This window comes from Bradyrhizobium sp. WSM1253, from assembly GCF_000244935.1.
GTDB classification, from domain to species: domain Bacteria; phylum Pseudomonadota; class Alphaproteobacteria; order Rhizobiales; family Xanthobacteraceae; genus Bradyrhizobium; species Bradyrhizobium canariense.
In genome coordinates, this window is the sequence record NZ_JH600073.1 from 3,187,155 (window position 1) to 3,211,049 (window position 23,895).

Below are 23,895 nucleotides of genomic sequence, written 5' to 3' on the forward strand. Positions count from 1 at the left end.
TCGGCGATCCCCCGGGAACTGAGAGTTCCCGAAAGGCACGGCCTGCCCGGTCGAAAGCGGTTGAGAGCTGTCTCTTTAATATAGGCGGCCTTCCGGTGAAGCAATCACGGACCCCGCAAGGTTTACGGCAATTCTTGCCGGGGAGGCAGAAATGGTGGGCCTTCGAGAGGCCCTGAGGCGGGGACGCCAAATCATCAAACCATTGATTTCATTAAATAAAGTTACTCAGCGCGAGGATGGCCCGCTCCTTGCTCCCTCTCATGGCGAAGATGTTTCCAAGGGGTTGCCTGTGGTCGGTCGTACGTCAGATGTCGTGGCAAGCGTGCAAGTCCCGAGCGCGCAGCAAAAGCCTGCCCGGTCGCAAGCGCCGAAAGAGAACTCCGCCAACGACTCGTTCGGCTCGCTGGTGGACAGCAACACCCAGGCGATCAGCGACAGCGCGGCGTCCTCCGCGCAGGACTCCCCGCGCCGGACCGATTCATCCTCCTCCGCCTCGGACAGGAGCCCGCGCGATCGCTCGGCGACCGACAAGCCCTCGCAGAGCAAGGCCAGCGACGACAGTGACAATTCCGCGTCCGCCAAAAACGACATCAAGAACGACGCCAAGAGCGACGCCAAGAACGATACGACGGCTGATGCGGCCAAGGCTGATAGCAAGACCAAGGACAAGCCGGAGGCGTCCGACGCCAAATCGGCCGACAAGTCCGACGAGACCAAGGGGGACAAGGCCGACGGCAGCCTTGCCGCCGTTGACGCCGTCGCAGCCGCGCAGATTGACGCGACGCAGGCCGCCGCTGTGCCCGATCCAAACGCACTCGTCGTGGCCGTGCCGGCCGATCCGAACGCGGCTACGAACCAGGCCGCCGGCTCCGCCTCCTCGCCGCTGACGATTGCCGCCGCCGGCATCGCCGCCAGCGCGTCCATCGCGGCGCAGATCGCCGGCCCCAAGACCGATACCGCGACGCCGGGCGACAAGAGCGCCAAGACCGCAAGTGCCAAGGTCGATGCCGACACTTCGGCGACGCTGGCCGATGCCGCGACCGGGACGACCGATTCGATCGCGACCGATGCCAAGACCAATGGCGGCCTGATCGCCGCGGTCGACCAGGGCACGCCAAAAACCTCGTTCAAGGCCGCAGCGATCGCGCAGGGCGCGAGCGACGTCTCCAATATCGGCCAGGACACCGGCAAGGCGAACGCCGCGCAGACCTCGGCGACAGCAGCGTCCGCCACCACGGCGCATCCGCAACCGGACAAGCCGTCCATCGATGCGAACGCGGCCGACGCCAAGGCTGGGACTTCCGACCGCACCGCCGATGTGGCACCGGCGACGACAACCAATCATGCCCATGCCGGCACGCAGGTCGCTGTCCCCACCACCGACACCAGCGCGCAGGCGGCCTCGGCCGTGCAGGCGTCGCTGACCAATACGACTTCGGCCGCGACCGCTTCGACCGCGACGCTCACGGCGACCGCGGCCACCAATACGGCCATTCCGATCAGCGGCGTGCCGATCGAAATTGCCGCCGCTGCGCGCGCGGGCAAGACCCGGTTCGACATCAGCCTCGATCCGCTCGACCTCGGCCGCATCGACGTCCGCATCAATGTCGACCGCAACGGCCAGGTCACCTCGCATCTCACCGTCGAGAAGCCGGAGACGCTGCAGATGCTGCGGCAGGACGCGCCGCAATTGCAGCGCGCGCTCGACGATGCCGGCCTTAAAACCGGCAGCAACGGACTGTCCTTCAGCCTGCGCGACCAGAACTCGTCGGGGCAGAACTCCGGCCAGAACAACGACAATGGCGGCAATGCCCGCCGGCTGATCGTCAGCGACGACGACGCAGTTCCCGCAGCCCCGGTCGGGCGCAGCTACGGCCGCATGCTCGGATCGAGCAGCGGCGTCGATATCAGAGTGTGAGGAGTATTCGATCATGACTACCACGAATGCCGCCACCGCCCCGTCCGTCGTCTCCGGCACGACCGACCTGCCGAAATCCTCGTCTAACCCAAGCCTGGGCTCGAGCACCGGCGCGACGCTGGCCGGCAACTTCCAGACCTTCCTGACGCTGCTGACGACGCAGCTGCAGAATCAGAATCCGCTCGATCCGCTGGACACCAACCAGTTCACACAGCAGCTGGTGCAGTTCGCCGGCGTCGAGCAGCAGCTCAAGACCAACGACTCGCTGTCCCAGCTCGTCACCCTGCAACAGACCACGCAGGCGACCCAGGCGCTCGGCTTCGTCGGCAAGACCGCCCTGGTCGACGGCACGACCGCAAGTATGACCAACTCGTCGGCAACCTGGCATCTCAACGTGCCCAGCGACGCCACCGTCGACATCACCGTCGCCAATGCCAGCGGCCAGACCGTGTTCACCGGCAAATACACCGCCGGCGCGGGCACCGACGTTCCGTTCACCTGGAACGGAATGGGCAATGACGGCACGCAATGGCCCGACGGCAAGTACACGATCTCGGCCACGGGCAAGGACGTCGCCAACAACAATGTCGGCATCGCCGCGCAGGTGCAGGGCACGGTGTCATCCGTGGACCTGACCCAGTCGCCGCCGCTGCTGACCATCGATGGCGCCAGCTACACGATGAGCCAGGTCAAGAGCATCATCGCGACGGCCAGCAATTAAAGGCGGAATGCCGCTGTGTCGTCCTGGCGAAAGCCAGGACCCATCGCCACCGAAAGTCGTTTTGGCGCGAGGAAGTAACTCCGAGTCTTCGCCAAACTTCGCGCTGGGGTAATGGGTCCTGGCGTTCGCCAGGACGACGTTGAGGGCCGTGCGACACCCCCGCAGGCCTCTTTCGTTAGTAAAGTATTTACGAACACCCCCTCGGCCCGCCCGGACGCACCGTCCCGCCGGTCGAGACGGCTGCGTTCCAGCCATTTTCAACGAGAATTGTATTGAAGCCTTAGGCTTAGCGGATTTTTAAGTCGGCGGGCGTAGGGTTCCTGAGTGAGTTCAGTGGTTGAGAGTTTGTGAGTACGCCATGACAGAACCCCATCGCCCGAGGGTAAAATACGTCATCGGGCCGGACGGTAGTCCGTTGACGATTGCGGATCTGCCTGCACCCGGCACCAAACGCTGGGTCATCCGCCGCAAGGCCGAGGTCGTCGCCGCAGTCCGTGGCGGTCTTCTCTCCCTTGAGGAGGCCTGCAGCCGTTATACCCTGACGGTTGACGAATTCCTCTCCTGGCAGTTTTCGATCGACCAGCATGGTCTGGCGGGACTTCGCACCACCCGTATCCAACAATATCGCCAGTAGGCAATCCGGAAATCTGCGGCTTTTGACGAAAATCGGCCTCGCCTTGCGAGGCCGATTTTTTTCATGTTTCGTTTTGGCGCTACTTTTGTCGCAGCTCTTAACCTTCGTTAACCATATCGAAACCATCACCTAGGCAATAATTGCCCAGTCGGCCTTTCCTGTGAAAGCAGCCGAATCTGTCGGGGCGGTTGCTTGCAAGGTCTTGCGGACTTTCTGAAGGGTATCGGAGCCGCCCGGTTCGGGGCGATGATCGCGGTCACCGCCGCGCTCGTCGGCTTCTTTGCGTTCGTCATCATGCGCGTCACCACGCCGCAGATGACGACGCTGTTCACCGACCTCAGCGTCGAGGACTCCTCGGGCATCATCAAGGACCTGGAGCGCCAGGGCATCCAGTTCGAGCTGCGCAACGAGGGCACCATCATCATGGTGCCCAAGGACAAGGTCACCCGGCTGCGGATGAAGCTCGCCGAGGGCGGCCTGCCCAAGGGCGGCGGCGTCGGCTACGAGGTGTTCGACAAGTCGGATGCGCTCGGCACCACTTCTTTCGTCCAGAACATCAACCATCTCCGCGCGCTGGAAGGCGAGCTAGCCCGCACCATCCGGGCCATCGACCGCATCCAGGCCGCCCGCGTCCATTTGGTGCTGCCCGAGCGCCCGCTGTTCTCGCGCGAGGCGCCGGAGCCATCGGCCTCGATCGTGGTGCGGGTCCGCGGCGCGCTGGAAGCCCAGCAGATCCGCGCCATCCGCCACCTCGTCGCCTCTGCCGTGAACGGGCTGAAGCCGCAGCGGGTCTCGATCGTCGACGAGACCGGGCAGCTGCTCGCCGACGGCGCCCAGACCGATCCGGAGCAGGCGATGGGCGACGAGCGCCGCACCGCCTTCGAGAAGCGGATGCGTAAGCAGGTCGAGGACATCGTCTCCTCCGTGGTGGGGACCGGGCGCGCCCGGGTCCAGCTCTCCGCCGATTTCGACTTCAACAAGATCACCCAGACCTCGGACAAGTACGACCCCGAAGGCCGCGTGCTGCGCTCGAGCCAGACCCGCGAAGAGCAGAGCATGACCGCCGACAACAACGGCCAGGTCACCGTCAACAACGAGTTGCCGGGCAACCAGCAGAACGGCGGCGTTGCGGCCAAGGACCAGAGCAAGAAGAGCGAAGAGACCAACAATTACGAGATCTCCCGCACCACCAAGACCGAGGTGACCGAAGCCGGCCGGGTCAACCGCATCTCGGTCGCGGTGCTGGTCGACGGCATCTACTCCAAGAACGAGAAGGGCGATCTGGCCTACCAGGACCGTACCAAGGAGCAGCTCGACCGCATCGCCACGCTGGTGCGATCGGCGATCGGCTTCGACCAGAAGCGCGGCGACCAGGTCGAGGTCGTCAATCTGCGCTTTGCCGACGCCCCCTCCACCACTCCGATCGCGGAGCCGAGCGGCTTGCTCGGCATGCTCCAGTTCACCAAGGACGACGTCATGTACTTCGTCGAGCTCGGCGTGATGATGCTGCTCGGTTTGGTCGTGCTGTTCCTGGTCATCCGGCCGCTGGTCAAGCGCATCCTGGCATCGGACGAAGTCGCAGCCGCCATCTCCGGCGTCCTCACCGGTCCGGCGAGCGACGAGGCCGCGCCCGCCAGCCAGCCGCTCCTGCCGAGCGGCGCTGCGAGCGCGATCGACGTCGCCACCGTCCAGGGCCAGGTCCATGCCCAATCCGTCCATCGCGTCGGCGAACTCGCCGAGCGCAATCCCAACGAGACGGTCGCCATCATCCGCCAATGGCTGACCGAACCCGCGAAATAATCGAGAAGTGATCTGACATGGCCGCCGCCCTGCAAAACGCCAATTCCAACGACATCACCAGCGTGATCTCCACGCTCGGTCAGCGTGCCGGCAGCCGCGGAGGCGCGAAGGTCGACGCGGTGGCGGGACCGAAGCGCGCCGCGATCCTGATGCTGGCGCTTGGCGAGCAATATGGCGGCAAGATCTGGGGCTTGCTCGACGACGACGAGGTGCGCCAGCTCTCGCTGGAAATGTCGACGCTCGGCACCGTCGAGGTCGACACCGTGGAGGACATGCTGCTCGAATTCGTCTCGCGGATGTCGGCCTCCGGCGCCCTGATGGGCAATTTCGACGCCACCGAGCGGCTGCTCCAGCAATATTTGGCGCCCGAGCGCGTCAACGGCATCATGGACGAAATCCGCGGCCCCGCCGGCCGCAACATGTGGGAGAAGCTCTCCAACGTGCAGGAAGAGGTGCTCGCCAACTATCTCAAGAACGAATATCCGCAGACCATTGCGGTCGTGCTGTCGAAGCTGAAGCCGGAACACGCCGCCCGCGTGCTCGGCATCTTCCCCGAGGATCTGGCGCTCGACGTCGTCAACCGCATGCTGAAGATGGAGGCGGTGCAGAAGGAGGTGATCGAGAGCGTGGAGAAGACGCTGCGGACCGAATTCATGTCCAATCTGTCCCAGACCCGCCGACGCGACGCCCACGAGGTGATGGCGGAAATCTTCAACAATTTCGATCGCCAGACCGAAACCCGCTTCATCACCTCGCTGGAAGAGGACAACCGCGAATCGGCCGAGCGCATCAAGGCGCTGATGTTCACCTTCGACGACCTTGTGAAGCTGGATTCCGGCTCCGCCCAGACCCTGATGCGCAACGTCGACAAGGACAAGCTCGGCGTCGCGCTCAAGAGCGCCAACGAGGACGTCCGCAACTTCTTCTTCGGCAACATGTCCTCGCGTGCGGCCAAAATGCTCCAGGACGACATGGCGGCGATGGGCCCGGTCCGCCTGCGCGACGTCGACGAGGCCCAAGCGCTGCTGGTCAACCTGGCCAAGGATCTCGCCGCCAAGGGCGAGATCATGCTGACCAAGAACCGCGCCGACGACGAGCTGGTGTATTGATGGCCGCTCCGGCAAAATTCCTGTTCGACAACGACTTCGCCGCGCCCGACCGGACGCGCGAGAAGGCCGCAACCGCGGCCGAGATCGCCCAGAAGGTCGCGGAAGCCGAGGCGCGCGCCTATCAGGACGGCTTCGCCGCCGGCCAGCGCGAGGCCAAGGCCGAGAGCGACCGCCGCGTCGCGCTCGCCATGGAAGAGATCAACATCGCCATCCGGGGCATCGCTTCGGGCATCGGCAACATCGAATCCAAGATGGAGACGGAAGCGGTCGACGTCGCGGTCGCGGTGGCGCGCAAGCTGTGCGCCGATCTGGTCGCCGGCGAGCCGCTCGGCGAGATCGTCGCGCTGGTCAAGGACTGCTTCTCGCATCTGGTCGCGACGCCGCATCTCGTCGTTCGCATCAACGACGCGCTCTACGATGCCGCGCGCGAGAACATCGAGCGGCTGGCCAGGCAGAACGGCTTCGAAGGCCGGCTGGTGATTCTGGCCGAGCCCGAGATTGCCACCGGCGACTGCCGGATCGAATGGGCCGATGGCGGCGTCGTGCTGGAGCGCGCCGCCATCGCGGCCAAGATCGACGAAATGGTGGGGCGCTACGTTGCGTCCCGCAGGGGGAGTTAAACCATGAGCGACACTGACGGACAGGTCCCGCTGCCCGATCTCAACGGCCCGATGCCGCCTACCGGCACCGACGTCGGCTACAACGAGGACGAATATGCGACGCGCGCCGCCGCCGACCTCGAGGCCGTGTTCGACGTGCCGGTGCAGGTCTCGGCCGTGCTCGGCCGCTCCAAGATGGACGTCAGCGAGCTGTTGAAGCTCGGACCCGGGACCGTGCTCGAGCTCGACCGGCGCGTCGGCGAAGCCATCGACATCTACGTCAACAACAAGCTGGTCGCCCGCGGCGAAGTCGTCCTGGTGGAGGACAAGCTCGGCGTGACCATGACTGAAATCATCAAGACTGAACGCGCCTAAAGCGACGACGCGCGGCAGCGCGACCAGACGGACAGGAGACTGACATGCGGCTTCTCATCGTTGGCACATTGAAGGGCCAGCTCACCACCGCCACCAAGATCGCGATGGCGAACGGCGCCACCGTGACCCACGCCGAGGATAACGAACAGGCGATGCGCGTGCTGCGCAGCGGCAAGGGCGCCGACCTGCTGCTGGTCGACGTCGCCCTCGACATCCGCGACCTCGTGATGCGGCTCGAGGCCGAACACATCCACGCGCCGATCGTCGCCTGCGGCATCACCAACGACGCCCGCGCCGCGGTCGCCGCGATCCATGCCGGCGCCAAGGAATACATCCCGCTGCCGCCGGACCCGGAGCTGATCGCAGCGGTGCTGGCTGCCGTCGCCAACGATTCCCGCGAGCTGGTCTATCGCGACGAGGCGATGGCCAAGGTGATCAAGCTCGCCCAGCAGATCGCAGGCTCGGACGCTTCGGTGATGATCACCGGCGAATCCGGGACAGGCAAGGAAGTGCTGGCTCGATACGTCCACACCCGCTCGGCCCGTGCCAAGCGCCCGTTCATCTCGATCAACTGCGCCGCGATCCCCGAGCATCTGCTGGAGTCCGAGCTATTCGGCCACGAGAAGGGCGCCTTTACCGGCGCGATCGCCCGTCGTATCGGCAAGTTCGAGGAGGCAACCGGCGGCACGCTGCTGCTCGACGAAATCTCGGAGATGGACGTCCGCCTGCAATCGAAACTGCTCCGCGCCATCCAGGAGCGCGTGATCGACCGTGTCGGCGGCACCAAGCCCGTCCCGGTGGACATCCGCATCATCGCGACCTCGAACCGCAACCTGGTCGAGGCCGTGCGCGAAGGCACGTTCCGCGAGGACCTCTTGTTCCGGCTCAACGTCGTGAATTTGAAGATCCCGCCGCTGCGCGAGCGTCCCCTCGACATTCTCGAGCTCGCCCAGCACTTCGTGAAGAAATACGCCGAAGCCAACGGCGTGCCGATGCGCCCGATCTCGGCGGAAGCGCGGCGCGTGCTCTCCACCAACCGCTGGCAGGGCAACGTCCGCGAACTCGAAAACACCATGCACCGTTCGGTCCTGATGGCGCAGGGCGACGAGATCGGTGCCGATGCGATCCTCACGCCCGACGGCGACCGCCTCGACCTCGCCAAGACCGCACCGGCCGTGGCGCATGCCACCATGGCCGCCGAGCAGGTGACGCGGGCACTGGTCGGCCGCACCGTCGCTGACGTCGAGCGCGACCTGATCCTGGAGACGCTGAAGCACTGCCTCGGCAACCGGACCCATGCCGCCAACATCCTGGGCATCTCGATCCGCACCTTGCGCAACAAGCTCAACGAATATTCCGACGGCGGCATTCCGATCACGCCAGCCGGCACCCCGGGTGAATATCCGCGCATGCCGATGGTGGGAGCGTAGGCGCTCCTGCCGAACATTGAGACTGCGAATGCCCGGGGCTGGTCCTCGGGCATTTTTGTTGGTGAAGTGCAGACAGCCTCCAGACTCTCAATGTCGTCCTGGCGAAAGCCAGGACCCAATGCCCCAAGGGGGAGTTTGGCGAAGATTCGTCGTTCGGTACTCCTACCACCCTCCGTCGACAGATTCCGCAGTATGGGTCCTGGCTTTCGCCAGGACGACGTTGGGGAGGCAGCGTGCATCAAACCCGCAGACTGCGACATGGCCGCACCGCATTCTCCGACTAGGTCAAGCCCCCGCAAAGCCCTATAAGCGCCACCGAGAACCACGCGAGGGTGAACATGTCTCAAGCTCAAATCACGGATTGGCTGGCGTCGCAGCGGCAGGCGATGATCGACCTGCTGCGCGATGTCGTGAACATCGATTCCGGATCCTATGACAAGGAAGGCGTCGATGCGGTCGGGGCGCGGTTCGAGCAGCATTTCGCCGAGCACGGCATTCCGTTCCGGCGCGAAAGCCACGCCACATTCGGCGATGCCATCCACGCCGAAGTCGCAAAGCCCGGCAGCAACGAGAAGCCGGTGCTGTTGATGGGGCATCGCGACACCGTGTTCGGCAAGGGCGAGGCCGGACGGCGTCCGTTCACGATCCAGGGTACGCGCGCCTATGGTCCTGGTGTTGCCGACATGAAGTCCGGCGTCGTCATGAACATGTTCGTGGCAACCGCCTTTCACAAATTCGGCGGCAACCCGCACCCGATCAAGCTGCTGATCACCTCGGACGAGGAAATCGGTTCACCCTCCTCACGGCCCGTGATCGAGCGCGAAGGGCGCACCGCGCGCGCCGTGTTCAATTCCGAGCCGGGCCGCCCGACCGGCAATATCGTCACGGGACGCAAGGGCGGCATCTTCATGCATGTCGCCATTACCGGCAAAGCCGCGCATTCCGGCGCCAATTTCGCCGCCGGCGTCAGCGCGATCGGCGAGCTCGCGCACAAGATCGTGCATATCCACGCGCTGACCGATCTCGACAAGGGCATCACGCTCAATGTCGGCCTCGTCTCGGGCGGGCAGTCCGTCAACACGACGGCGCCTTACGCGGAAGGGCAGATCGACCTGCGCTACGTCGATCCGGCGGACCGCGCGAGGGTGATGGCGGCGATCGAGACCATCATCGCGACACCTTACGTGCCCGGCACCAGCGCGACGCTCACAATCAAGGGCGAGTTCGTGCCGGTGGTGCAGAGCGCTGATTCAAAGGCGCTGTTCGAGAACTATCAGGCCGCCGCAAGGCAGGCCGGCCTCACGACGCTTCAGGGCGAGTTCTCCGGCGGCTGCGCCGATTCCGGCTTCACCGCCGCGGTCGGAACGCCGACCATCTGCGGCCTCGGCCCCGTCGGCGGGCTCGCGCACACGCCGGAGGAATATCTCGAGCTCGACAGCATCGTCCCGCGCGCGCAGGCGCTGGCGCTGGCGATCTTGCGGGGGTGAAAACAGGTGCCGTAGGGTGGGCAAAGCGAAGCGTGCCCACCGCTTCAGGTGCCGGGGAAAGATGGTGGGCACGGCGCAAGTGCGCCTTTGCCCACCCTACGAGACCTCCCGAACCTCACGAATAGCTCGGCGCATCCGGCCTGCGGAAGATCTGGATGGGGTCGCCCGGCACGATCGGATGACCGCTGAACATCGCATAGGCGTAGAGCGCGAGATAGGCGATCGCGAGCGCGCCGACCGCGTAGAAGGCCCAGGTCGCGACGCGTTTCATCATTGCGCTCCATTGCTGTCCCGGCGGGAGGCTCAGGCAGCGCTTCTAGAGCGATGACGGGGAAAAGGCCAGCCTGCACGGCCCATCGCCGGCGGCGATCAAATGCCGCGGCGGACGTGGTTGGGAACGCTGACGTCCGCGAGCCTGACCGCGTCTTCGTCCTGATCCACCGCCACGTACTGACCGTGCCAATAGGCCAGCGCAGCATTGCGGGTCGAATTCTTGACGTCTCGCACTCGCCCGATGACGATGCCGTGCGAATGGCGCTCGATGAGCTCCTCGACCTCGCAATCGACGGCGGACAATGCGCCGACCAGCAGCGGAACACCGGAGACCGCGGTCACCCATCTGGCGCCCGCGAAACGATCGGCACCCTTGAGCCCGCCCTTGCCGGCAAAGCGCTCGGCGATTTCGAGCTGATCGGCCGCGAGGATGTTCACGCCGAAGGCACCGTAGCGCCGGATCAGCGGGAAGGACGAGGCGTCGCGATTGATGCTGACGATCAGCGTCGGCGGATCGACCGAGAACGAGCTGACCGAGGTGACCGTCATGCCGGTGATGTCCTTGCCCCGTCCGGCGGTGATGACGCTGACGCCGCCGGTGAGATGGCGCATGGCGCCGCGGAAATCGGCGGAGGAGACGACAGTTTGGGTCATGAGATCGCGGGGCACTACATTCATGGCATCGTTCCCGAGCCGGGGTCCCTGTCTATCTAGGTACGATCGTCCGCCGACAAAAGGTGGCTCAGGATCGAGCCTTCGAGACCCGCGAGCTCGGCCGAGCCGCGTTCGCGGGGCCGGGCCGTGTTAACCACGACGTCGTGGGCGATCCGCCCTTCCTCGATCACCAGCACCCGGTCGGCCAGCGCGACCGCCTCGGCGACATCGTGGGTCACCAGGATCGCGGTAAAGCCCTGGTCGCGCCAGACGCGCTCCAGCAACCGCTGCATCGAGATACGGGTCAGCGCATCCAGCGCGCCAAGCGGCTCGTCGAAGGCGAGCACACGGGGGCGCGAGACCAGCGCACGGGCAAGGGCTACACGCTGCTTCTGGCCGCCCGACAGTATCGATGGCCACTGGTCGCGCTTGTCGGTCAGCCCGACCTCAGTGAGCGCCTTCTCCGCGCGTGAATGCGCGTCGGAAGAGGCGCGATCGCGGCCGAGGCCGACCTCGACATTGGAGAGAACGCGGGCCCAGGGCAACAGCCGAGGCTCCTGGAACATCACGCGGATATCCTCGGGCTTCACGGCGTCGCCGAGCGAGATGCTGCCGGCGTCGAACTTCTCCAGGCCCGCGATAAGGCGCAGCAGCGTGCTCTTGCCGCAGCCGCTTTTGCCAACGATGGCGACGAACTGGCCGGCGGGGATGTGCAGGTCGATGCCGCGCAGCACCTCGTTGTCGCCGTAGGATTTGCGCAGGCCGCGGATGCTGAGCGGCAGGCCGGAGGTCTGCACCGGGCGCTCCTCGCGCACCACGCGGGCGTGAGGCGCGAAATTGGCGCGGGTTGCGAGTTCGGTGTCCGGAAGGGAGGTACGAAGGGCAGTCTGCATGTGATTCCCAGTATGTCTGCTCAGCGTTTCCAATAAGCGGGGTGCCAGGAGAGCGTCAGGCGCTCCAGCACGCGGGAGGCGCTGTCGGCGAGCTTGCCGAGCAGCGCGTAGATCAGGATCGAGAGCACAACGACGTCGATCAGCATGAACTCGCGCGCCTGCATCGCCATGTAACCGAGGCCCGAGGACGCCGCGATGGTCTCGGCGACGATCAGGGTCAGCCACATGATACCGAGCGCAAAACGGATGCCGACGAAGATCGAGGGCAGCGCGCCCGGGAAGATCACGCGGCGGAACAGCTCGCCGTCAGTCATGCCGTAGATGCGGCCCATCTCAATCAGCTGCGGATCGACGGTGCGGATGCCGTGCAGCGTGTTGAGGTAGATCGGGAAGAACACGCCGAGCGCCACCAGGAACAGCTTCGCGCTCTCATCGATGCCGAACCACAGGATGACCAGCGGGATCAGCGCCAGATGCGGCACGTTGCGCACCATCTGCAGCGTGGTGTCGGTGAGCTTGGCCGAGAGCTGTGACAGGCCGTTGGCGAGGCCGAAGGCAAAGCCGATGCTGCCGCCGATCAGGAAGCCGATCGAGGCGCGCCAGAACGAGACCCAGATGTTGCGCGCGAGCTCGCCGGAGAGCAGCAGCTTCCAGCCCGCAAGCAAGACGTCGCTCGGCGCCGGCAACACCCGCGTCGGCACGAAGCCGGTGACGCTGGCGACCTGCCAGATCGCGATGATGGCAAGCGGCACGATCCACTGGATCAGGCCGTCGACGCGCGGCAGGCGCAAGCTGCGCGGGGGTGAAACGCTGTCGATCAGGCTCATGATTGCGACACCTTCTGCTGCGGACGGAAGTCGCTGCCGACCGTTTCACCAAAAGGACCGCCGTTGAAGTGAAGCTTGGTCACGTTGCTGGGCTGCTCCAGCGAGAGCAGCGGGAACACCAGCTCGGCGAAACGATAAGCTTCCTCCAGATGCGGGTAGCCCGACATGATAAAGGTATCGATGCCGATGTCCTGATACTCCTTGATGCGGCCCGCGACCGTCTGGGCGTCGCCGACCAGCGCCGTGCCGGCGCCGCCACGCACGAGGCCGACACCGGCCCACAGGTTCGGGGCGATCTCGAGCTTGTCGCGCTTGCCGCCATGGAGCTGCGCCATGCGCTGCTGGCCAACGGAATCCATCCGCGCAAAGTTCTTCTGCGCGGCCGCGATGGTCTCGTCGCTGACATGCTTGATCAGCTCATTGGCCGCACGCCAGGCCGCGTCATTGGTCTCTCGAACAATCACGTGGAGCCGGATGCCGAAGGATAGTTTTCGACCGCGTGCGGCGGCCACCTCCCTCACCTTCGCGATCTTCTCCGCGACCAAGGCCGGCGGCTCGCCCCAGGTCAGATATTTGTCGACGGTGTCGACGGCGACGTCGATGCCGGCATCCGACGAGCCGCCGAAATAGAGCGGCGGACGCGGCGACTGCACCGGAGGAAACAGCAGCTTGCCGCCTTCGACATGGATGTGCTTGCCCTCGACATTGACGGTCTTGCCGGCGAGCAGTTCGCTGTAGACGCTGAGGAACTCGCGGGTGACCTCGTAGCGCTCGTCATGGCCGAGGAAGATGCCGTCGCCCTTGTTCTCGACGGGATCGCCGCCGGTGACGACGTTGACCAGGAGCCGGCCATTGGTGATGCGGTCGAGCGTCGCGGTCATGCGCGCGGCCACGCTCGGCGATTGCAGGCCCGGCCTGACCGCCACGAGATAGCGCAGCCGCTCGGTGAACGGCGCGACCGAGGAGGCGACGATCCAGGAATCTTCGCAAGATCGCCCAGTCGGCAGCAGCACGCCGAAATAGCCGAGCTGGTCGGCGGCCTGCGCGATCTGGCGCAGATAGTTGAAATTGACCTCGCGGCCGCCGGTGCCGGTGCCGAGATAACGGCCGTCGCCGTGGGTCGGCAGGAACCAGAGGATGTTGGCGTTGCTCATGGAGGTGCTCCGATGACTAGCCGTACGTCGTTCCGACCGCGGCAGCGACGATGCCGATCGATATGACGATGGCTGCGAATACGCGTTGAACGATACGCCTCATGTTCAAACCTTTTGAAATGGGGAAATTGGTGGGCACGATCACGCTGCCGGGTTGCGCCAGACGATGTCGCGGATCACGATCGGCTTCGGGATCAGGCCGAGCTTGTGGAAGCGGTCGGCGACGCCCTGCTGGGTCGTGACGATGTCGTCGGTGACCGGGCCGACCACGAAATTCGCGCGCTTGGCGGCGAGGGTCTGGATGTCCAACGGGACGCCGGTGATCGTGGCGAGCGATTTGGCGACCTCGTCGCGGTGCAGTTCGGCCCATTTGCCAGCCGCCGTCGTCACGTCGATGATCTGCTGCAGGATGGCGCCGTGATTCCTGGCGAAATCGCGGTTGGCGATGAAGAAGGAATTGGTCTTGGTGACGTCGCGCGCATTGATCAGGATGCGGCCGCCCTGCTTGGTCTCGCCGATCGCGAAGTACGGATCCCAGATCGCCCATGCCTCGATGCTGCCGTTGGCAAAGGCCGGCCCGGCATCCGGCGGCGTCAGATAGACCGGCGTGATGTCCGCGTAGGTGAGGCCCGCTTTCTCCAGCGTCTGCACCACGATGTTGTGCGCGCTGGATCCCTTGGTGAAGCCGACGCGCTTGCCCTTCAAGTCGGCGATGCCGCGGATCGACGAGTCCTTCGGCACCAGGATGCCCTGCCCGTTGGTGATGGGCTGGCCGGCGGCATAGACGATCGCCGCGCCCGCCGCCTGGGCGAACACCGGCGGGGAATCGCCGACCGCGCCAAAATCGATGCTGCCGACATTCATCGCCTCCATCATCGGAGGTCCCGACGAGAACTCGACCCATTTCACGTCGATGCCCAATGGCGCGAAATGTTTTTCCAGGGCGGCCTGCTGACGCGTGATAACCAGCACGCCGGTCTTCTGGTAGCCGATACGAATGCCCTTCACCGCGCCTTGTGCTTTGGCACTTGAAGCGAATGCGGCGGCTGCCGCAGTTCCAACGGATAGTTTGAGAAAGTCCCGACGTTGCATCCGACACTCCAGGCCGCGTGCGGCCGTCCTTCATTCGTGTTCGTGAATGATGGTGCGGCTGATCGGAGGTGTCGAGACGCGCGGAAAAATAGCGATGCAAGCACTGCGCAGTTGGCAGAGCGCATGATTATCTTTCAATCCACGGAGCGAACGCAGGGGATATTTTTCCGCACGCGAATGTGAAAAACGCACCTACCTGACCGAGAAACTAAAAAATCGCGAAAACAACCCCATGCACAGTAGCCGGCGCGTGCGAAAACAATGACTTACGTTTATCCGAACTTGACTTGACTCGTCGGGCAAAACAGGGGCAGGATGGCATCATGGCGGCGTTGCGGATGGACCGGTCCTTGCCGGACTAATGCAGCCACCTCACCGGCAGATTCTGCAGTCCGCGGAACGCCCAGCCGCCGATCCGCACCGGTTCGTCGTCGGCAAGCTCGATCCGGCCGGCACGGGCGAACAATGTCGGCAGTGCGACGTCGGCGATCATGGCGCGGGAGGCCCAGGCACCGGCGCAGAAATGCGGGCCAGCACCGAACGCGACGCTCTTGGCCGTGTCACGCCGCACGTCGAACTGATCGGCGCGCTCGAAATGCTTCTCGTCGCGATTGGCGGAGCCGAACATGAGGAATACGCGTTCATCGGTTTCGAACGCGACGTCACGGATCGTCCACGGCTTTGCGATGCGCCGCGGCGACATGCCGATCGGCGAGATCCAGCGGGCGTATTCCTCGAACGCCTGGAGCCACGACACCTCGCCCTTGCGCACGAGATCGAGCTGGTCGGGATGGGTCAGCAGCGCCCACACCGTGCCGGCGATCGCCTTGCGCGGCTCGTTTTGACCGCCGGAGATCGCGAGTTTGACGTTCGCGCGCACGCTCTCCATCGCCATGCCCGACGCGAGGAGCACGCCGAGGATGCTCTGGTCGGGATGCTTGCGCATCACCGGCAGGATGTCGTCGATCGCCGCATCGATACCCGACGTCGCCGCATGGCAACGCGCCTCGACGGCTGCGTCGCCGCTGTAGTTGGCGATGCCCTCGATCATGCCCTGTGACCAGGCGTCCATGTCGGCAAAGCCGATATTGGTGAGGCCGGTGATCGACTTCAGGCATTCGCCGGAGAACGGCAACGCGAAGTCGCGCATGAAATCGATCCGCCCGGGCGCGATCGCGTCGATGATGCGATCGGCATGGGCCTGGAACAGCCCGCTCCAGTGCGCCTTCACCGTCTTCGGCGACACCGTCGGAAACATCGCGCGGCGCTCGACCTGGTGCGCCTCGCCGTCCTTGCGCATCATGTTGTGGCCCATCAGCCGGTTCATCAGGCCGGCAGGCTGGTGCGAGGAGAACACGTCGATCTGCTTCTCGGAGATCGAGATGTCGTCGCGGCTCGTCAGTAGCGTCGAGCCGAGCTGCGGCACGAAGGCGATTGGCGCCTCCTTGCGCATCTTTGCCAGCATCGGATACGGGTCGGCCCAGAACGCGGCCGGGTCGATGTCGATGCGCGGCGCGGTGCTCAAGCTTCGCTCCATTGCTGTTCGCCACCGAGGTTAGCGGCTTCAGGAGGCGCCGTCTGTCCCCAGCGATTGGGACAAGCAGCCTCAGGGCGTGTCTTCGCAAGTCGAATGGCCGACGACGGCGGCGTCGATGAGACATCCGCCTGCGACCGACCATGCGTCAGCCAATAGTCGTTCTGCCAACTCTCGTAACCAAGCAATTCGCCAAAGCGTCGTTCGCGATCATCGGACCAGGCTCCGGGTTCGTTTAGGAGTGCAAGCATGGTATCAACCTGCCACTCATGGCCGGGCAACGTGTAGAAGAGGCTCCGATATTCGAACTGCGGCGCGTCAGGACATGTTTCGATCAGCTCGCGTCTTATCAAGCGACCTTCAGTGACGTGCCTGTCGAACATGCGCCAATATCGAATGCAAATATCTGGCTCCTGGCCAATGATGTCCATGAAATACGCGAGCGGCTTGATACCCCTCAACATCAAGCCGAGCTCTCTGTTGGTGTGAACCAGATAAGGCAGTTGACGAAGCCGTTCGGGATGCATGTTGGGCATGTTGGTCGCGCAACGTTAATTTCTGCTGAGAGTCTCGTGCGGACGCGCCAGCCGGCACCGAGCTTTAGTCAGGATTTCCCGCCAGACCCGCCCCACTTCGTTTCGGACCCGAGTTCATCACTCCAAAGCACCCGCTATGCGTCGCGTGAACCGGCGGAATCCAACGCGTAGATCTCTCACCCTGAACATGAGGGTTATGAGCCATTCTGGCGTTCCCAGATGACGGAGTGTCTGCGCAATTCCCTGATCCATGCTCTGGCTCATATTCTGGTCGGTGTAATGCGTGCTCCCCTCACGGCTCCAATCAAGTCTCCAAGCGATCTCTTCTCGCAACGCGTCGACGCCCGACAGACGCCGAGCAAAATCCAACTCTCTTCTGGCGCAGATCCGCTCGATCCGGGGGCGGACGGCTTCATAGTAGTGGATGCCCCAGTTCTCGAGCCTTGCGTGGGTCGCCTCGTGTACGATGGCGGACGCGATCCATTCGACCGTCGTGCTTTCAGAATCGACGACACGCGCGTCGAGCAGGCAGGCGTTTATTGAATGCTGATAGCATCCGGCGCCGTGCGGAACCAATTGCACCCAGATTCGAAAAAGACTCTTCTTGATGCGCCGGTAGTGAAGTGGAGCAAACCTTTCGATCAGCCGCAGCGCGGCTTCGACGCGTTGCAGGGCTCGCTCGGGATCATCCGATAAAGATCCGATCCAGAGGCCGTCGACAACGCGGCTTTTCGACATCCACAGCCCGATTCTATCGATGAGCGAAGGTCCTGTCGCTGGGGAGCCGCGAGACATGGTGGTCGACATCTCTTCCGATCGAGCTAGCAGATCTCAAAGCTAATACAGGGGCTCCGCTTCGGCGGGTTTTACGATTTGGTTCCAACTTTATCGATCGCGGAGGCGATGTCCGCATCGGGTTTGGCACCGGGCCGGAGATCCGGCCCTATCCCGGCAGCAGCCGTGCAGGACGAAGCTTCGATGTTCGCTTATGGACCAGACCCGTCCCTCTTCCCGTATAGTAGAGGCTGCTGAAGCGGAGAGAGCATGAGCGTGGCGGAATCATTCGACGTGCCATCGAAATCGGTGAACGGAACGGCAAGATTACCTTCGATGAACTAAATCAGCTGTGTGACAGCAGCACACTTGATCCCAAAGACGTTGAACGCGTTCTCAACGCCCTGAGTGAAGCGGGGATTTGGATTGAAGGAGACTGAAACCTGACTCTGGTTATATCGCCTACAATGGGTCACAGAGCGACAGTCCCGGAGGGCGGGCCGCGTGTCCGCCTTGCTCTCGGAAGCAGGGACTCGCGGGCCTGGAGTACCCCTTAGTTCAGGCCGCGTGGGCCGGCGAGCAGGCGCAGCACGATCGCGAACAGCTCGCTTTGTGACGAGATGCCGAGCCGCTCATAGGCGCGCTTGCGGTACGTCAGCGTCGAATGCAGGCTGATGCCGAGCGCCTGCGAGATCGCCTCGGAGCTGAAGCCGGAGAGAATGCGCCGGCAGACGTCCTGCTCACGCGGGGTGAGGCTGGCGAGCGGCGCGCGCGTCGCGAAGAGCGCGGCGAGAGACTGCTCGGTCGTCGCCGCCGGGCTGTGCTGGAAATGGCGTGCCACGCTCGCACTGATGGCCGGTGCGATGGCCTGAAGCCGCGCACGCTGGGCGTCGCTGAAGCGGCCCTGGACCGCGATGCGATAGAAGTTGACGTAGAAGCAGGTGTCGTCGACCCAGATCGCGGTCGCGCATTTGTCGACGATGCCGGAATCGACAAAGAACATTTTGCGGTAGCGGGCGCCGTACATGCGCGGCGCGAAGGCGGGCAGCACGAGCGGCGCGCGGCCCTCGCCTTCGAACAGCGCATCGCGGTTGGGATCGGATTGGTGGAACTGGCCGGCATAGGCCGCGCCGAGATCGCCGCCGATCGGGATGTTGCCGGCATCGAGCAGGCAGTGTGCGGCGCCCGCGCGGCTCAGCGCGAACACCATGCAATGCCCGACGCCGGCCTGCCGGCGCAGTGTATCGATCAGGACATCAGGGAAATCCGGGCGACCGATGGCGAGCACCGCGGGCGTAATGTCGCCGGCCGATGGAGTTGAGGCCATGCCGTGGGGCCGCATTGGTATCCTCCGCCGAAGTTCTTTTGGCGGAAGATATCAGCAAGGGCGACGCGCCGGAAGCCTGCAGCTCATGTGCAGCTTCTGGGTCCCGGCTCTGCGCAGCAACGCTACGCGTTGCAGCGCGTCTGGGACAAGAGAGAGCGCGTCGATCAATGGTCTCCCGGACGCAGCGCAGCGCTTCCCCGGCGATGCGAAGCATCGTCCGGATCAGCGGTGCGCTGCAGAGCCGGGGTCCATGCCACCGCTACGGGACTGCCTCTACCCCGCCGCCGCCTTCGCCGGCGCGACGCTGACCGCGAGCTTGCCGTAGCGGTCGGTGAAGGCCTCCGTGTCGATTTCCTCCAGCTTGATCTCGCCGCTCATCACGCCCTGCTTCCAGGCCGCCTGCGCCGGATCGTTCTGAAATTCCGGCATCACCTCGCGGCCGAACAGCTCCAGCGATTCGCAGATGTGCTCGTGGCTGTTCTTGCCCGCTTGGTTGAGCAAAATGACCTGGTCGATGTGCGAGCCCTGGAAGCGCTTCAGCTTCCTGCGGATCGTCTCGGGCGAGCCGATCAGGCCGCCGCGCAGCGCCGCCTCCTGCGCCTCCGGATTGTCGCGCTTCCACTTGTTGTACTCGTCCCACATGTTGACGGTGTAGGGCGCCGGACGCTGGCGATTCTGCGAGGCGCCGTAGAAGCGCAATGCGAACTGGAAGAAGGTGGCGCCGTCGGCGCGGGCGCGGGCCTCCTCGTCCGTCTTCGCGCACATGAAGAACGACACCAGCGCCATGTTCGGGTTGATCTCGTAGTCGGCGAGCTTGGCGAGCCGCTTGGTCATGGCGTTGTAATAGGCGTGCACCCAGGCATGCGCGGCATCCGCGCTGACGAACTGGAAGCCGAGCGCGCCAAAGCCGTGGCGGCCGGCGCGTTCGATGGTCTGTAGTTGCGAGCAGGCCATCCACAGCGGCGGATGCGGCTTCTGCACCGGTTTCGGCACGACGTTGCGCAAGGGGATGTCGAAATACTTGCCGTGATGCTCGCTTCCCGCGTCCTTGAACATCGGGAAGATCGCGGCGACGGCCTCCTCGAACACCTCTTTCTTGGTCTCCATGTCGCGGCCGAACGGCGTGAGCTCGGTGATGGAGGCGCTCTCGCCCATGCCGAATTCGCAGCGGCCGTTGGAGAGCAGATCCAGCACCGCGACGCGCTCGGCAACACGCGCCGGGTGGTTGGTGGTGAGCTGGAGGATGCCGTGGCCGAGCCGGATGTTCCTGGTGCGCTGGCTCGCGGCCGCGAGGAAGGATTCCGGTGAAGGCGAGTGCGAGTATTCTTCGAGGAAGTGATGCTCGACAACCCAGGCGTGGTCGTAGCCGAGCTGGTCTGCGAGTTCCATCTGCGAGAGCGCGTTCTGATAGAGGCTGAGCTCGTCGCCGGCCACCCACGGCCGTGGCAGTTGTAGCTCATAGAAGATGCCGAACTTCATGACGCCTCTCCCAAGTATTCTTGAGTTTTCTTGCCGCTTATATTTTTGTTGCGGGCATCTTAATGGGTGGGGCGACGCTGTCTACGCAGTCGCAATTCCGCCTTGCGGGAGAAGGGGCTTTTCGGCGCGGCGGCCATTCAGGACCACACCGATGAAGGTGAAGCGCACCAGCAGATGATAGCTCGCCAGCATCGGAGGAAGCGCGACGACGAGAATGATCGCGAACTTGATCAGCCCGGGCCAGTCGAGCTGCGACAGCGCGACCTGCAGTGCCATCACGATCGGCAGGTGGATCAGATAGAGCCAGTAGGATGCATCGGCGAGGTAGCGCCACGCCCGACTGAAGCCGGACATGAAGCGGAGGGCGAGGCCGAGGACCGCGAATGTGGAAACCCAAATCGCCGGTGCGTAGAGGATGGCGGAGATCAGCCTCAGCGTGGCGAAGCTGACCGGCAGTTTCGGCGCGACAGGCAACGACAGCATCACGCCTGACAACGCGAAACTGACCAGAACCAGGAAGAGCGCGAGCAGGACATGCGCCAGCCAGCGTCGCTCGATGAGCCGCAGCAGATCGACCTGCCGATGCAGGAGCCAGCCGACGCCGAATGCGGTGCCGAAACCGATCCAGGCCTGCGCGTTGGTGACGAGCGATTGATCCGGCGTCCTCACGCCCATCACATTGATCCATCGTGGGTCGAGGCAGAAGGCGGTGCCGATCGGGATTGCCAGAACCAGGGGAGCCAGCGGATTTCGCATGGTCCGGGCGAAGATACGGTCAAACACTGTGCGTAGCGTACCTGATACATCAAGCCAGACAATTGCACCGCGCAGCAGCAGCGTCGCGACATAGAGCTCCAGCAGCACATACAGAAACCAGAGATGGGTCAGGGGGAACTTGGGCAATGCCGGCAGCCAGCCGGAGGTGGGGTGGATCAGACCACCATTTGGAAAGTGAGATGCCCAGCTCACGATCAGAGCTATCGGCATGAACACGAGCGGCCAACCGATCACGAACGGCAGGCCGATCCGCTGCAGCCTGTCCCTGACGAAGCCCCAGCTCCCCCGGCGGTGAAAGCTCATGCGGGCAAAGAAGCCGGCCATCAGGAAGAAGGTCGTCATCCGGAAGACGTGGATCGTAAAGGACAGTAGGCCCAGAGTGGGGCTGGTATGGATGTCCTGGATGATCCAGAACCGGGACGAGGCCGGCACAAACGACAATGTCGCGTGCAGGACGATGCCGAGCAGCAGGGCGCCACCCCTGACCGCGTCGAGAGCATGGAGCCTCTCCGATGCAGGGGCGGCGGCGGTCGAGTGGGACATGGATAGGCTCGTTCCGGCTGGATGGGAGTGTATGCTGGACGGTCTAATCCATCGGCACAGGGCCTTCTCGCCTGATCCAAAAATCGGCTAGCCGATTTCGCGGCGCGGCTGGCCGATTCCAGCCATGTCCGGCCGGCTCAGCGCCTCACGCCGGAATTCGGTCGGGGTCATGCCGGTTTCGGCCTTGAAGGCCCGGTTGAAAGGTCCGATCGACTGGAAGCCCGCATCCATGGCGATGGTCAGCACCGGGACCTCCCGTTGCGTCACGTCGGACAGCGCCAGCCTGGCGTCCTCGATACGGTAGCGGTTGAGGAACGCATTGAAGTTGCGATAGCCCAGCCCTTCGTTGATGGCTTGGCGCAGCCGATGCTCGGGAACGTCGAGCCGAGCCGCGAGCGCCCCGATCGCGAGACCTTCCTGCCGGTAGGTTCGCTCCACGGTCATCAGATGGTCGAGGCGCCGCAGCAAGATCGGGTCGACAACAACCCGCCCCGCGGCGGCGCGATCGGCGCCCCCGGCCTGCGTCCGCGCCTCGCCGGATGCGATCGCGGCCGTGGCGTCATTGACGGCCATCGCCGGCGCGCTGAACAGGCCGAGGCCGGCAAGCATGGCCACCACGAACAGCCCGAGCGCGGTCGGGAGACTGCCGGGCGCACCGGGGACCGCGACGGGAATTGCGGCGAAGCCGGCGACCGCGACGGTCGCGATGAGCACGACATTGATCGCAAGCATCGCGAGCCGCAGTCGGCGTCGCCGCGCAACCAGATCGGCGCGCCAGGTCTTGACCGTCTGAACCGCGGCAGCGAGGGCCAGCACCAGGGTGGCCAGAGCCAGGACTCGCCCGCCTGCGCCGGCCAAAGCGGGCCAGTTCGCCCAGGCCAGCGTGATCGCAAATCCGAAAGCCACGATGCTCAGCCACAGGGCGCCGTGCCAACGCCTCAGCACGAAATCGTCGTCGAACGCCGCGCGCGCCCACAGCCAGAAGACCGCAGGCTGCGCGGACAGGATCGGCAACGTCCACCACCAAGCCGTTTTGGGCAGGCTGGGCGCCGTCGCGATCGCATAGAATATGCCGCCTGCGCACATCGCGATGCCCAGCAAAGCCTGTTGGCCGGTCGCACGACGCAGCAACGCCACGAGAACGATCAACAGGAACACGCCGCTCGCCGCGCCGCGAAGTCCGAGATCGATCGCCGTCAGCCCTGTCGCGGTCACAACTCGTATCCCCGTTCGATGCCAAACTGTCGCATCGCCGTCGCACGGGTACAACCCAAACTTGCGCTTGTGGTCTGGCGGCAGCCATCATCGCAACTCGACGGATTGATCCAGATCAAGGCGTCAGTGGCCCTGCTGCTTCTAATGTGCGGCAAGGCAACGGCCCGGATGCCGTCCCAATCCCCACATTCCAAACGAGACCGAATATGTCGGCCCCAGACGACGCGACTTCGCGCGTGCGCCGTAAGCGCATGGAGATTTTCGCTTTCCTGTTCCTGACCGCGATCGTGATGCCCGTCCTCGCGGTCGGAACGGTGGGTTCCTACGGGCTCGGCGTCTGGATCTACCAGATGTTTGCCGGCCCTCCCGGCCCGCCGCCCTCCCCGCATTGATCTCCTCGAAGCGAAAGACAGGCATCATGGCCGAATCCAAACTCAACCGCCGCGCATTGATTACCGGCCGGGTGCTCAGCGCCGACCGCATCGTCGCGCCGCCCGGTTGCGAAATCGCCAGCATCATCGTGCAGGCCCGCCCCGAGCGTCTGGACCAGCTGGAAGCCGCGATCACCGCCCTTCCCGGCTGCGAGATCCACGGCCGCGACCTGCGCGGCAAGCTCATCGTCGTGACCGAAGCGCCTGATGCCGGCAGCCTCGGCACCCTGCTCAACACGATCCAGTCGCTGCCCGACGTCTATTCGGCGGCGCTGGTGTTTCACGCCATCGAAACGGCTTAAGGCCGGGAGAG

The 23,895-nt window shown here is 64.4% G+C and carries 25 protein-coding genes; 12 read left to right on the forward strand and 13 right to left on the reverse strand.

Going from position 1 to position 23,895, the window contains the following annotated elements; translation table 11 throughout:
* Positions 1 to 151: 151 nt before the first annotated feature.
* From BRA1253DRAFT_RS16515 to BRA1253DRAFT_RS16555, 9 genes are all read left to right on the forward strand, one after another.
* Positions 152 to 1,918 (forward strand): flagellar hook-length control protein FliK, encoded by a 1,767-nt coding sequence (locus BRA1253DRAFT_RS16515; protein ID WP_007596154.1) that lies wholly within the window; start codon positions 152 to 154, stop codon positions 1,916 to 1,918.
* Between the two features lie 13 nt (positions 1,919 to 1,931).
* Positions 1,932 to 2,639 carry a flagellar hook assembly protein FlgD gene (locus BRA1253DRAFT_RS16520; RefSeq protein WP_007596155.1) on the forward strand — a complete coding sequence of 236 codons (708 nt, stop codon included), beginning with the start codon at positions 1,932 to 1,934 and terminating at the stop codon, positions 2,637 to 2,639.
* A 358-nt stretch (positions 2,640 to 2,997) separates the two neighbouring features.
* Positions 2,998 to 3,273: a DUF1153 domain-containing protein gene (locus BRA1253DRAFT_RS16525; RefSeq protein WP_002714638.1), complete on the forward strand. Its 276-nt coding sequence runs from the start codon at positions 2,998 to 3,000 to the stop codon at positions 3,271 to 3,273.
* Positions 3,274 to 3,465: 192 nt separating this feature from the next.
* Positions 3,466 to 5,073: a flagellar basal-body MS-ring/collar protein FliF gene (gene fliF / locus BRA1253DRAFT_RS16530; protein ID WP_007596157.1), complete on the forward strand. Its 1,608-nt coding sequence runs from the start codon at positions 3,466 to 3,468 to the stop codon at positions 5,071 to 5,073.
* A gap of 17 nt (positions 5,074 to 5,090) precedes the next feature.
* Positions 5,091 to 6,182: a flagellar motor switch protein FliG gene (gene fliG / locus BRA1253DRAFT_RS16535; protein WP_007596158.1), complete on the forward strand. Its 1,092-nt coding sequence runs from the start codon at positions 5,091 to 5,093 to the stop codon at positions 6,180 to 6,182.
* Positions 6,182 to 6,802, forward strand: a complete 621-nt coding sequence (locus BRA1253DRAFT_RS16540) for a FliH/SctL family protein (protein ID WP_007596159.1) — start codon at positions 6,182 to 6,184, stop codon at positions 6,800 to 6,802. The genes fliG and BRA1253DRAFT_RS16540 overlap by 1 nt, the downstream gene beginning before the upstream one ends.
* Positions 6,803 to 6,805: 3 nt before the next feature.
* Positions 6,806 to 7,156: a flagellar motor switch protein FliN gene (fliN, locus tag BRA1253DRAFT_RS16545; protein ID WP_007596160.1), complete on the forward strand. Its 351-nt coding sequence runs from the start codon at positions 6,806 to 6,808 to the stop codon at positions 7,154 to 7,156.
* A 44-nt stretch (positions 7,157 to 7,200) separates the two neighbouring features.
* Positions 7,201 to 8,586, forward strand: a complete 1,386-nt coding sequence (locus tag BRA1253DRAFT_RS16550) for a sigma-54-dependent Fis family transcriptional regulator (protein WP_007596161.1) — start codon at positions 7,201 to 7,203, stop codon at positions 8,584 to 8,586.
* Positions 8,587 to 8,924: 338 nt separating this feature from the next.
* A complete protein-coding gene (locus BRA1253DRAFT_RS16555) occupies positions 8,925 to 10,073 on the forward strand; it encodes a M20 family metallopeptidase (protein ID WP_007596163.1) in 1,149 nt (382 codons plus the stop codon).
* A gap of 115 nt (positions 10,074 to 10,188) precedes the next feature.
* On the opposite strand, the gene BRA1253DRAFT_RS43620 is transcribed toward BRA1253DRAFT_RS16555, so the two are convergent.
* The 9 genes from BRA1253DRAFT_RS43620 to BRA1253DRAFT_RS16600 all read right to left on the reverse strand — a co-directional run bounded on the left by BRA1253DRAFT_RS43620 (position 10,189) and on the right by BRA1253DRAFT_RS16600 (position 17,843).
* Positions 10,189 to 10,347, reverse strand: coding sequence for a hypothetical protein (locus BRA1253DRAFT_RS43620; protein ID WP_018453881.1), 159 nt, complete (start codon positions 10,345 to 10,347; stop codon positions 10,189 to 10,191).
* A gap of 95 nt (positions 10,348 to 10,442) precedes the next feature.
* Entirely contained in the window at positions 10,443 to 11,024 is a 582-nt protein-coding gene (locus tag BRA1253DRAFT_RS16565; RefSeq protein WP_007596166.1) for a flavin reductase family protein, read from the reverse strand.
* 32 nt (positions 11,025 to 11,056) lie between these two features.
* Entirely contained in the window at positions 11,057 to 11,893 is an 837-nt protein-coding gene (locus BRA1253DRAFT_RS16570) for an ATP-binding cassette domain-containing protein (protein WP_007596167.1), read from the reverse strand.
* Positions 11,894 to 11,913: 20 nt separating this feature from the next.
* Positions 11,914 to 12,720, reverse strand: a complete 807-nt coding sequence (gene ssuC, locus BRA1253DRAFT_RS16575) for an aliphatic sulfonate ABC transporter permease SsuC (protein ID WP_007596168.1) — start codon at positions 12,718 to 12,720, stop codon at positions 11,914 to 11,916.
* Entirely contained in the window at positions 12,717 to 13,874 is a 1,158-nt protein-coding gene (gene ssuD / locus BRA1253DRAFT_RS16580) for an FMNH2-dependent alkanesulfonate monooxygenase (RefSeq protein ID WP_007596169.1), read from the reverse strand. Before ssuD ends, ssuC begins: the two co-directional genes overlap by 4 nt.
* A 141-nt stretch (positions 13,875 to 14,015) precedes the next feature.
* Positions 14,016 to 14,966, reverse strand: coding sequence for a sulfonate ABC transporter substrate-binding protein (locus tag BRA1253DRAFT_RS16585; protein WP_007596170.1), 951 nt, complete (start codon positions 14,964 to 14,966; stop codon positions 14,016 to 14,018).
* 358 nt (positions 14,967 to 15,324) lie between these two features.
* A complete protein-coding gene (locus BRA1253DRAFT_RS16590; protein WP_088940989.1) occupies positions 15,325 to 16,491 on the reverse strand; it encodes a cytochrome P450 in 1,167 nt (388 codons plus the stop codon).
* Positions 16,488 to 17,036, reverse strand: coding sequence for a hypothetical protein (locus BRA1253DRAFT_RS16595; RefSeq protein ID WP_007596172.1), 549 nt, complete (start codon positions 17,034 to 17,036; stop codon positions 16,488 to 16,490). The genes BRA1253DRAFT_RS16590 and BRA1253DRAFT_RS16595 overlap by 4 nt, the downstream gene beginning before the upstream one ends.
* A 117-nt stretch (positions 17,037 to 17,153) precedes the next feature.
* Positions 17,154 to 17,843, reverse strand: a complete 690-nt coding sequence (locus BRA1253DRAFT_RS16600) for a hypothetical protein (protein ID WP_035993509.1) — start codon at positions 17,841 to 17,843, stop codon at positions 17,154 to 17,156.
* Between the two features lie 272 nt (positions 17,844 to 18,115).
* Between BRA1253DRAFT_RS16600 and BRA1253DRAFT_RS45280 the strand changes: the two genes are divergently transcribed.
* Positions 18,116 to 18,250: an RNA polymerase subunit sigma-70 gene (locus tag BRA1253DRAFT_RS45280; RefSeq protein ID WP_256375822.1), complete on the forward strand. Its 135-nt coding sequence runs from the start codon at positions 18,116 to 18,118 to the stop codon at positions 18,248 to 18,250.
* Positions 18,251 to 18,363: 113 nt separating this feature from the next.
* Here BRA1253DRAFT_RS45280 and BRA1253DRAFT_RS16605 read toward each other — a convergent pair whose 3' ends face one another.
* The 4 genes from BRA1253DRAFT_RS16605 to BRA1253DRAFT_RS16620 all read right to left on the reverse strand — a co-directional run bounded on the left by BRA1253DRAFT_RS16605 (position 18,364) and on the right by BRA1253DRAFT_RS16620 (position 23,151).
* On the reverse strand, positions 18,364 to 19,152 hold the full coding sequence (locus BRA1253DRAFT_RS16605; RefSeq protein WP_007596174.1) for a helix-turn-helix transcriptional regulator: 789 nt from the start codon (positions 19,150 to 19,152) through the stop codon (positions 18,364 to 18,366).
* A 258-nt stretch (positions 19,153 to 19,410) separates the two neighbouring features.
* The gene (locus BRA1253DRAFT_RS16610; RefSeq protein ID WP_007596175.1) at positions 19,411 to 20,616 is read right to left on the reverse strand and encodes an LLM class flavin-dependent oxidoreductase; all 1,206 of its coding nucleotides are present in this window, start codon (positions 20,614 to 20,616) and stop codon (positions 19,411 to 19,413) included.
* A gap of 81 nt (positions 20,617 to 20,697) precedes the next feature.
* Positions 20,698 to 21,936, reverse strand: a complete 1,239-nt coding sequence (locus tag BRA1253DRAFT_RS16615) for an acyltransferase family protein (RefSeq protein ID WP_007596176.1) — start codon at positions 21,934 to 21,936, stop codon at positions 20,698 to 20,700.
* Positions 21,937 to 22,023: 87 nt separating this feature from the next.
* A complete protein-coding gene (locus BRA1253DRAFT_RS16620) occupies positions 22,024 to 23,151 on the reverse strand; it encodes a helix-turn-helix domain-containing protein (RefSeq protein WP_007596177.1) in 1,128 nt (375 codons plus the stop codon).
* A 206-nt stretch (positions 23,152 to 23,357) separates the two neighbouring features.
* On the opposite strand from BRA1253DRAFT_RS16620, the gene napE reads away from it, so the two are divergent.
* Both napE and BRA1253DRAFT_RS16630 read left to right on the forward strand, forming a co-directional pair.
* A complete protein-coding gene (gene napE / locus BRA1253DRAFT_RS16625) occupies positions 23,358 to 23,543 on the forward strand; it encodes a periplasmic nitrate reductase, NapE protein (RefSeq protein WP_007596178.1) in 186 nt (61 codons plus the stop codon).
* A gap of 26 nt (positions 23,544 to 23,569) precedes the next feature.
* A complete protein-coding gene (locus BRA1253DRAFT_RS16630) occupies positions 23,570 to 23,884 on the forward strand; it encodes a chaperone NapD (RefSeq protein ID WP_007596179.1) in 315 nt (104 codons plus the stop codon).
* Positions 23,885 to 23,895: the final 11 nt, after the last annotated feature.

Bases quoted from the DNA above. Each gene is read 5' to 3' on its own strand.
- BRA1253DRAFT_RS16515 (WP_007596154.1), top strand. From the start codon at position 152: ATGGTGGGCCTTCGAGAGGCCCTGAGGCGGGGACGCCAAATCATCAAA.
- BRA1253DRAFT_RS16520 (WP_007596155.1), top strand. From the start codon at position 1,932: ATGACTACCACGAATGCCGCCACCGCCCCGTCCGTCGTCTCCGGCACG.
- BRA1253DRAFT_RS16525 (WP_002714638.1), top strand. From the start codon at position 2,998: ATGACAGAACCCCATCGCCCGAGGGTAAAATACGTCATCGGGCCGGAC.
- fliG (WP_007596158.1), top strand. From the start codon at position 5,091: ATGGCCGCCGCCCTGCAAAACGCCAATTCCAACGACATCACCAGCGTG.
- BRA1253DRAFT_RS16540 (WP_007596159.1), top strand. From the start codon at position 6,182: ATGGCCGCTCCGGCAAAATTCCTGTTCGACAACGACTTCGCCGCGCCC.
- fliN (WP_007596160.1), top strand. From the start codon at position 6,806: ATGAGCGACACTGACGGACAGGTCCCGCTGCCCGATCTCAACGGCCCG.
- BRA1253DRAFT_RS16550 (WP_007596161.1), top strand. From the start codon at position 7,201: ATGCGGCTTCTCATCGTTGGCACATTGAAGGGCCAGCTCACCACCGCC.
- BRA1253DRAFT_RS16555 (WP_007596163.1), top strand. From the start codon at position 8,925: ATGTCTCAAGCTCAAATCACGGATTGGCTGGCGTCGCAGCGGCAGGCG.
- BRA1253DRAFT_RS43620 (WP_018453881.1), bottom strand. From the start codon at position 10,347: ATGATGAAACGCGTCGCGACCTGGGCCTTCTACGCGGTCGGCGCGCTC.
- BRA1253DRAFT_RS16565 (WP_007596166.1), bottom strand. From the start codon at position 11,024: ATGAATGTAGTGCCCCGCGATCTCATGACCCAAACTGTCGTCTCCTCC.
- BRA1253DRAFT_RS16570 (WP_007596167.1), bottom strand. From the start codon at position 11,893: ATGCAGACTGCCCTTCGTACCTCCCTTCCGGACACCGAACTCGCAACC.
- ssuC (WP_007596168.1), bottom strand. From the start codon at position 12,720: ATGAGCCTGATCGACAGCGTTTCACCCCCGCGCAGCTTGCGCCTGCCG.
- ssuD (WP_007596169.1), bottom strand. From the start codon at position 13,874: ATGAGCAACGCCAACATCCTCTGGTTCCTGCCGACCCACGGCGACGGC.
- BRA1253DRAFT_RS16585 (WP_007596170.1), bottom strand. From the start codon at position 14,966: ATGCAACGTCGGGACTTTCTCAAACTATCCGTTGGAACTGCGGCAGCC.
- BRA1253DRAFT_RS16595 (WP_007596172.1), bottom strand. From the start codon at position 17,036: ATGCCCAACATGCATCCCGAACGGCTTCGTCAACTGCCTTATCTGGTT.
- BRA1253DRAFT_RS16600 (WP_035993509.1), bottom strand. From the start codon at position 17,843: ATGTCGACCACCATGTCTCGCGGCTCCCCAGCGACAGGACCTTCGCTC.
- BRA1253DRAFT_RS16605 (WP_007596174.1), bottom strand. From the start codon at position 19,152: ATGCGGCCCCACGGCATGGCCTCAACTCCATCGGCCGGCGACATTACG.
- BRA1253DRAFT_RS16610 (WP_007596175.1), bottom strand. From the start codon at position 20,616: ATGAAGTTCGGCATCTTCTATGAGCTACAACTGCCACGGCCGTGGGTG.
- BRA1253DRAFT_RS16615 (WP_007596176.1), bottom strand. From the start codon at position 21,936: ATGTCCCACTCGACCGCCGCCGCCCCTGCATCGGAGAGGCTCCATGCT.
- napE (WP_007596178.1), top strand. From the start codon at position 23,358: ATGTCGGCCCCAGACGACGCGACTTCGCGCGTGCGCCGTAAGCGCATG.
- BRA1253DRAFT_RS16630 (WP_007596179.1), top strand. From the start codon at position 23,570: ATGGCCGAATCCAAACTCAACCGCCGCGCATTGATTACCGGCCGGGTG.